The sequence below is a fragment of the Bacillus timonensis genome (assembly GCF_004799755.1).
Classification (GTDB): domain Bacteria; phylum Bacillota; class Bacilli; order Bacillales; family Bacillaceae_L; genus Ferdinandcohnia; species Ferdinandcohnia timonensis_A.
Genome location: NZ_SLUB01000099.1, coordinates 1 through 7,404, shown reverse-complemented (window position 1 = coordinate 7,404; position 7,404 = coordinate 1). Strand labels below are relative to the sequence as shown.

The 7,404-nt window shown below is 33.7% G+C and carries 7 protein-coding genes; all 7 read left to right on the top strand.

Annotation, left to right across the window (positions count from 1 at the left end; genetic code table 11):
• Positions 1–325 precede the first annotated feature (325 nt).
• The 7 genes from E1I69_RS23505 to E1I69_RS23475 are packed head-to-tail and all read left to right on the top strand — an operon-like array spanning position 326 to position 7,048.
• The gene (locus tag E1I69_RS23505; RefSeq protein ID WP_136381929.1) at positions 326–1,441 is read left to right on the top strand and encodes a DegT/DnrJ/EryC1/StrS family aminotransferase; all 1,116 of its coding nucleotides are present in this window, start codon (positions 326–328) and stop codon (positions 1,439–1,441) included.
• Complete coding sequence (locus E1I69_RS23500; protein ID WP_136381928.1) at positions 1,441–2,085, top strand: sugar transferase; 645 nt, start codon at positions 1,441–1,443, stop codon at positions 2,083–2,085. The genes E1I69_RS23505 and E1I69_RS23500 overlap by 1 nt, the downstream gene beginning before the upstream one ends.
• A complete protein-coding gene (locus E1I69_RS23495) occupies positions 2,082–2,699 on the top strand; it encodes an acetyltransferase (protein ID WP_136381927.1) in 618 nt (205 codons plus the stop codon). Before E1I69_RS23500 ends, E1I69_RS23495 begins: the two co-directional genes overlap by 4 nt.
• A gap of 3 nt (positions 2,700–2,702) precedes the next feature.
• Positions 2,703–3,830 carry a glycosyltransferase family 4 protein gene (locus E1I69_RS23490; RefSeq protein ID WP_136381926.1) on the top strand — a complete coding sequence of 376 codons (1,128 nt, stop codon included), beginning with the start codon at positions 2,703–2,705 and terminating at the stop codon, positions 3,828–3,830.
• On the top strand, positions 3,805–5,190 hold the full coding sequence (locus E1I69_RS23485) for a nucleotide sugar dehydrogenase (protein WP_136381925.1): 1,386 nt from the start codon (positions 3,805–3,807) through the stop codon (positions 5,188–5,190). Before E1I69_RS23490 ends, E1I69_RS23485 begins: the two co-directional genes overlap by 26 nt.
• A 2-nt stretch (positions 5,191–5,192) precedes the next feature.
• Positions 5,193–6,167: an SDR family oxidoreductase gene (locus E1I69_RS23480; protein ID WP_136381924.1), complete on the top strand. Its 975-nt coding sequence runs from the start codon at positions 5,193–5,195 to the stop codon at positions 6,165–6,167.
• 53 nt (positions 6,168–6,220) lie between these two features.
• A complete protein-coding gene (locus E1I69_RS23475; RefSeq protein ID WP_136381923.1) occupies positions 6,221–7,048 on the top strand; it encodes a glycosyltransferase in 828 nt (275 codons plus the stop codon).
• Positions 7,049–7,404 lie beyond the last annotated feature (356 nt).

Here is a 7,404-nt window from a genome sequence, read left to right as displayed (position 1 = left end):
AGATGTGTATAAGAGACAGATACTATATATAGATTTTTTCATCTATTTCTCATATTGAATATAATATCCGAGGTGAGTATCATAATAAGATAACGAAACACAATATATAGTATTAAAAATCGTTTTATAAGGACAAAACACACTATGTGTTGATTTTTTCATCCATTTCTCATATTGAATATAAAATGCGAGGTGGCTATCGGAAGTAGATAACAATTTTAGTGGTTTAGTAGTTGGTTAGAAGGAAGATCTTCTAAATAAGTCCTAATCTACTAAAATATTAACTTAACTAGGGAAGGAAGTCTAGAAAATGGAATCAACAAAAGTGAAAGAAAGAATATTCCTCTCTTCACCACATATGAGTGATGAAGGTTATGAAATGCAATATGTTAAGGAAGCTTTTGATACAAACTGGATTGCTCCCCTTGGTGAAAACGTAAATGGATTTGAAAGAGAGCTTGCTGAAAAAGTAGGATCTAAAGCAGCTGCGGCACTATCCTCTGGAACAGCTGCTATTCATTTAGCCCTTAAAGCAGCAGGAGTTGGAGAAGGGGATATTGTATTCTGTCCAACACTTACGTTCTCTGCTACTGCAAATCCAATCATCTATCAAAATGCTATTCCTGTATTTATCGATAGTGATTATGAAACTTGGAATATGAGCCCAAAAGCATTAGAAGAAGCTTTTGAAAAGTATCCAGAAGTAAAGGCAGTACTGGTTGTTCATCTATATGGTTTGTCGGCAGATATGGACAAAGTTATGGAGATTTGTAATAAACATAACGTAGCGGTTATTGAAGATGCTGCTGAGTCTCTGGGTACTTACTATAAAGGTAAACATACAGGGACTTTCGGTGACTATGGCATCTTCTCTTTTAATGGAAACAAGATCATCACAACTTCCGGGGGCGGAATGCTTGTTTCTAATAATGAAGAAAGAATTGCTAAGGCAAGATTTTGGGCCACTCAATCCCGAGATCAAGCAAGACATTATCAACATAGTGAATTAGGATTTAATTATCGGATGAGCAATGTGGTTGCAGGGATTGGTAGAGGGCAGCTTAAAGTATTAGGTCAAAGAGTTGCCAAGAAGAACTACATTTTTGAGTTCTATAAAAGAGAGCTTGGTGGACTTGAAGGCATTGAATTCATGCCAAGTAATGAGTGGAATGAACCAAACTACTGGTTAAGCTCGATGACATTGACAGGTAAGGTAAGGCCAATCGACATAATGGAATCTCTTGAAAAAGAAAATATTGAATCAAGACCTGTGTGGAAGCCAATGCATATGCAGCCATTCTTTGAGAAGTATAATTTCGTTGGAACGGATGTATCGGAGAAATTGTTTGAGAATGGTGTATGTTTGCCTTCTGATACGAAGATGACGGACGAGGACTTAGAAAGAGTTGTGGAGACTATTAAGGGGTTGTGGTTTAAATAATGAATAATTCCAAAGGTGGTATTTATAGAAGATTTATAAAAAGACCGATGGATTTCATGCTATCATTAATCGCCATTATTGTTCTTAGCCCGATACTTCTAGTAGTGGCCATTCTTGTGAGAACGAAATTAGGTAGTCCTGTTCTATTCAAGCAAAAGAGACCAGGGCTTAATGAAGAGATTTTTCTGATGTATAAGTTTAGGACCATGACTGACGAGAAAGATGAAAATGGAAATCTACTACCTGATAGTGTTAGGTTGACAAAGTTTGGAAGACTGCTACGTTCTACATCTCTTGATGAACTACCGGAACTTTTTAATATTTTGAAGGGTGATATGTCCATTATTGGCCCTAGACCATTATTGGTGCAGTATTTACCGTTGTATAACAATCATCAAAAGAGACGTCATGAAGTAAGGCCAGGGCTATCTGGTTTGGCGCAGGTTAGTGGTAGAAATGCGATTAGTTGGGAAGATAAATTTAATCTCGATGTTGAATATGTGGACAATGTAAGTTTCATTGAGGATTGGAAGATAATATTTTTAACCATAAAAAAGGTTTTCGTTAGAGAAGGTATTAATTCAGAAACTGCTGCAACAATTGAGCCTTTTAAGGGAACCGAAAAGGAAAGAATGGAAATATGAAAAACAAACTTTTAATAATTGGTGCTAGCGGCCACGGAAAAGTTGTTGCGGACATTGCAATAAAAATGAATAAATGGAAGAGTATTGCTTTTTTAGATGACGATAAAAGCATCAAATCATCAATGGATCTAGAAATCATTGGAACTTCAGATGATGTATTTACACATATAGATGAGTACGAAATATTTGTAGGTATTGGTAGTAATACTACGAGACAAAGGATTCACGAAATGCTTGAAACATTTGGTGCTAGTATTCCTAATTTAATTCACCCTAAAGCAGTAATCGGAAATCAAGTGGATATAGGTACGGGTACAGTTGTAATGGCAGGAGTAGTTATTAACTGCTGTACTAAAATAGGTAGAGGTTGCATTATCAACACTGGTTCTACAATAGACCATGATAATTGTATTGATGATTTTGTTCATATATCACCAGGGTCACATTTAGCAGGCACGGTCAAAGTTGGAAAAGGATCTTGGTTAGGTATCGGAAGTGTAGTAAGTAATAATATAACCATCACTAACGGATGCAAGGTAGGTGCTGGTTCTGTTGTGGTGAAGGATATAACCGAACCTGGTGTTTATGTTGGTGTTCCAGTTAGGAGAGTTTAGGATATGAGAATACTTGTGTTGGCTAATTTTGGTATGGGTTTATATAACTTTAGAAAAGAGTTATTAGAGGAACTAATTAAGCAAGATAATGAAGTTTACATTTCTTTACCTGATGATGAATATGTACCTAAGTTAGAAAAAATAGGGTGTAAGTTTATAGATACTCATCTTGAAAGAAGAGGAACAAATCCACTTACAGATTTTAAGTTATTGCTTAATTATGTTGGATTAATAAAACGGGTTAAGCCAGATGTTGTTTTAACGTACACAATTAAACCTAATGTTTATGGTGGTATAGCGTGTTCAATAACTAAAACTCCATATATTACAAATATAACAGGCCTTGGTACCTCTATTGAAAATAATGGATTAATTCAAAAAATTACACTGATGCTTTATAAGCTAGGTTTAAGGAAAGCATCATGTGTGTTTTTTCAAAATCAAGCTAATCGAACATTTTTCGAAGATAATAGGATCGTCAAGAGTAAGACAAGGTTAATACCAGGCTCGGGGGTAAATTTAGAACAACATAAATCCGAGGAATACCCCATGTGTGATGATAAAGTGAGATTCCTTTTTATTGGACGTATTATGAAAGCAAAGGGCATAGAGGAGTTATTTGAAGCAGCAAAACTGGTAAAAGAGAAGTATCCACATGTACAATTTGATTTAATTGGTGGCACTGAAGAAAATTATAATAAAAAATTAGATGAATTAGAAAGACTAGACCTAATTAAATACCATGGGCGGCAGGATGACGTGCATTCGTTCATTAAAAAATCTCATGCTACCATACTACCATCTTATCATGAAGGTTTAGCTAATGTCCTTTTGGAATCTGCTTCATCTGGAAGACCGGTGCTGGCTTCAAGAGTACCTGGTTGTATTGAAACTTACGAAGATGGTTTAACTGGTTTTGGTTTTGAGGCCATGAATGTTGATAGCTTAGTTAATGCAATAATAAAATTTGTTAACCTCCCTTACTATGAAAAAAGAGAAATGGGAATGGCTGGACGAAGAAAAATGGAAAATGATTTTGATAGAAATATAGTAATTAATGCGTATTTGCAAGAAATAAATTTGATAATAAATAAGGAGAATTACAATGAATCTATACGAGAAGTTAGTTAACAAAGAAGAGAAGATATCATTAGTTGGACTAGGCTATGTTGGTATGCCAATAGCTGTGGCTTTTGCTAAGAAAGTTAATGTAATTGGTTTTGATGTTAATAAACCAAAAATTGAACTTTATAAAAATGGTATAGACCCAACAAAAGAAGTAGGAAATGAAGTAATTAAGAACACAACTGTTGAGTTCACATCAGATGAAGCAAGTCTAAGGGAAGCAAAATTTCATATTGTTGCCGTTCCTACGCCGGTAAAAGATGACCATACACCTGATTTAACACCGGTAGAATCAGCTAGTCGCACGTTGGGTAGAAATTTGACAAAAGGTTCAATAGTTGTCTTTGAATCTACAGTGTATCCTGGAGTAACTGAGGATATTTGTGTTCCCATTTTAGAAAAAGAATCAGGATTAAAATGTGGTGTAGACTTTACAGTTGGTTATTCACCAGAAAGAATTAACCCTGGTGATAAAGTTCATAGACTAGAAACAATTATAAAAGTTGTGGCAGGCCAAGATGAAGAAACTTTAGATACTGTTGCAAAAGTATATGAATTAGTTGTGGAAGCGGGCGTGTATAAAGCAGCAAGTATTAAAGTGGCTGAAGCAGCAAAGGTGATAGAGAATTCCCAACGCGATATTAATATTGCCTTTATGAATGAACTGTCTATCATATTTAATAAAATGGAAATAGATACTAAGGCAGTTCTTGAGGCAGCAGGAACTAAATGGAACTTCCTTAACTTCTCTCCTGGCCTAGTTGGAGGCCACTGTATAGGTGTTGATCCATATTATCTAACATATAAGGCAGAGCAAATGGGCTATCATTCCCAAATTATACTTTCAGGAAGAAAAATAAATGACGATATGGGCAAATATGTTGCTGAAAGTACAGTAAAGAAAATGATAAAGGCGAATAAACAAATAAATGGTGCAAAAGTAGCTATCTTTGGAGTTACTTTTAAAGAGAACTGTCCTGATGTTCGAAATACAAAAGTAGTTGACGTAATCAAAGAATTAGAAGAGTACGGAATAGATGTCAAAGTTGTAGATCCTCAAGCAGACAAAGAAGATCTGTGGCGTGAATATAGAATTAATCTTACTGAAATAGAAGATATAAAAGAAGTAGATGCAGTAATCTTTGCAGTTCCACACGATGAATTTAAAGCAATTCAGTTGGAAGATGTAAAAGGGATGTTTGGAGCAGCTTCCCACTTCAATTTAGATGCTATGAATGAAGTAGCTGCAACATCTGAGGATGTATTAGATATCAATAAAAATAATAGTTGTGTGTTAATTGACCTAAAGGGAATATTTAATCGAGATGAAGCTGAAAATGCTGGTCTTTTATATTGGAGGTTATAAAGTTGGGATATGAAAACTTAAGATTTCCAGAAGGAACTAGATTTTTAATAACTGGATCAGCTGGTTTCATCGGTTCAAATCTAGTAGAAGCAATTCTAAATTTGGGTTATCAAGTTAGAGGAGTTGATAACCTGTCAACTGGAAAAAAGGAAAATATTGAAGAGTTTAGTGATAATAAAAATTATGAATTTATTGAGGGGGACATACGTGATCTAGATACATGCCTTAAGGCATGTGAAGGAATAGATTATGTATTGAATCAAGCAGCATGGGGAAGTGTCCCAAGAAGTATAGAAATGCCATTGTTGTATGAAGAAATTAATATAAAAGGTACTTTGAATATGATGGAAGCTGCTAGGCAAAATGGCGTGAAAAAATTTGTTTATGCTTCAAGTTCATCTGTTTACGGTGACGAACCAAACCTTCCTAAAAAAGAAGGTAGAGAGGGAAATGTATTATCTCCATATGCTCTTACTAAAAAGGTAAATGAGGAGTATGGAAAACTATATAGCAAGTTATATGGATTAGACACCTATGGTTTACGTTACTTCAATGTATTTGGAAGGAGACAAAACCCAGATGGAGCATATGCTGCAGTTATTCCAAAGTTTATAAAACAATTACTAAACGATGAACAGCCAATTATTAATGGTGATGGTAAACAAAGTCGTGACTTTACTTATATTGAAAATGTTATTGAAGCAAATTTGAAAGCTTGTAAAGCTCCTAGTGAAGCTGCTGGTAATGCATTTAATATTGCTTATGGTGGGAGAGAATATTTGATTGATATCTACACCCAATTATTAAATGCTTTAGGAAAGGATATACAGCCAATATTTGGACCTGAGAGGAAAGGTGATATTAAGCATAGTAATGCAGATATCAGTAAATCTAAAGTGTTGCTGGGATATGAGGCAGAGTGGAGTTTTGAACAAGGAATTAAAGCAGCTATTGAATGGTATAAAAATCATTTGTAAAAATAACCTTTAATCCCTTTCATATTAAAAAAATTATTTATAGGGGTTAGTATATGAGAGACAAACTTATTTCTGTTATTTGCACTGTTAGAAACGGCGAGAAAACTATAACGCAAACAATATTATCTGTGATAAATCAGACATACCATAACTGGGAGTTTATAATAATTGATGATGGTTCCAATGACTCTACAAAATCAATTCTAGAAGAATTTGCAGGACATGATAAAAGAGTAAAGCCTTTATTTACAGAAGGTATAGGTCGAGGAAACGCTTTAAATTTAGCTATTCAAAGTTCAAACGGAGATTATATAGCTAATATTGACGCAGATGATTTAATGCATCCTAAAAGGCTTAGAGTGCAACTTGATATTCTCTTAGAAAATAAAGATGCATTTCTAGTTTGCAGTAATGCGATTATTATATATAATAATGAATCTGTGATTTGGGAAGAGCATGGAATAGAAAAAAACGAAGACGGAATTGAAACCATTAGTGAAAATTTACTCATTAAAAATAAAATATCTCACTCATCTGTGATGATAAATAAACAACAATTAATAGATATCGGATACTATGATCATTCATTAAAGAGTCAATTCGATTATGAACTGTGGCTAAGGGCTCTAGCAAATAAAAGGACAATGATTAAAGTTCCATATAATCTAATTGCAAAGAGAATTCACGAAAATCAATCTTTTGAGAATAAAAAACGTATTATATATTTATTAAGATCTCAAAAACTTCAAATAAAGTATGCTCTTAGAATGAAAAGAAAGGTGTTTATAGTTTTAATAATAACTCCTTTAAGAATTTTATTAGGTTTCCTACCATTTCAACTGAGAAGGAAAATTAATTCTGTTATTCAGAAATTGGTATAAGGAAACTAATCACTTTTGAAATGAGCGGTAGTAATGAACATTCTATATTTTCATCTGATTTCATTTTTATATTATCTTTTATATTTTTGGGTGTAATCAGAAATAATTTCACAAAAAAAGTATTTATTATTCTTATTACAATTCAATGTACCATCATTGTAGGTTTAAGAGATATTACTGTAGGAGTTGATACTCTCAGGTATAGTATTCATTTCTCAAAAACTTTAGAGGATATAAGTTATGCTTTAGGCAAGAGTGATATAGGCTATTTTTTATTACAGAAAGTTATTGGTACAATTTTTCTAGGAGACTTTAGTTTTTGGTTAGTGTTTGTAAGCTGTCTCTTATACACATCT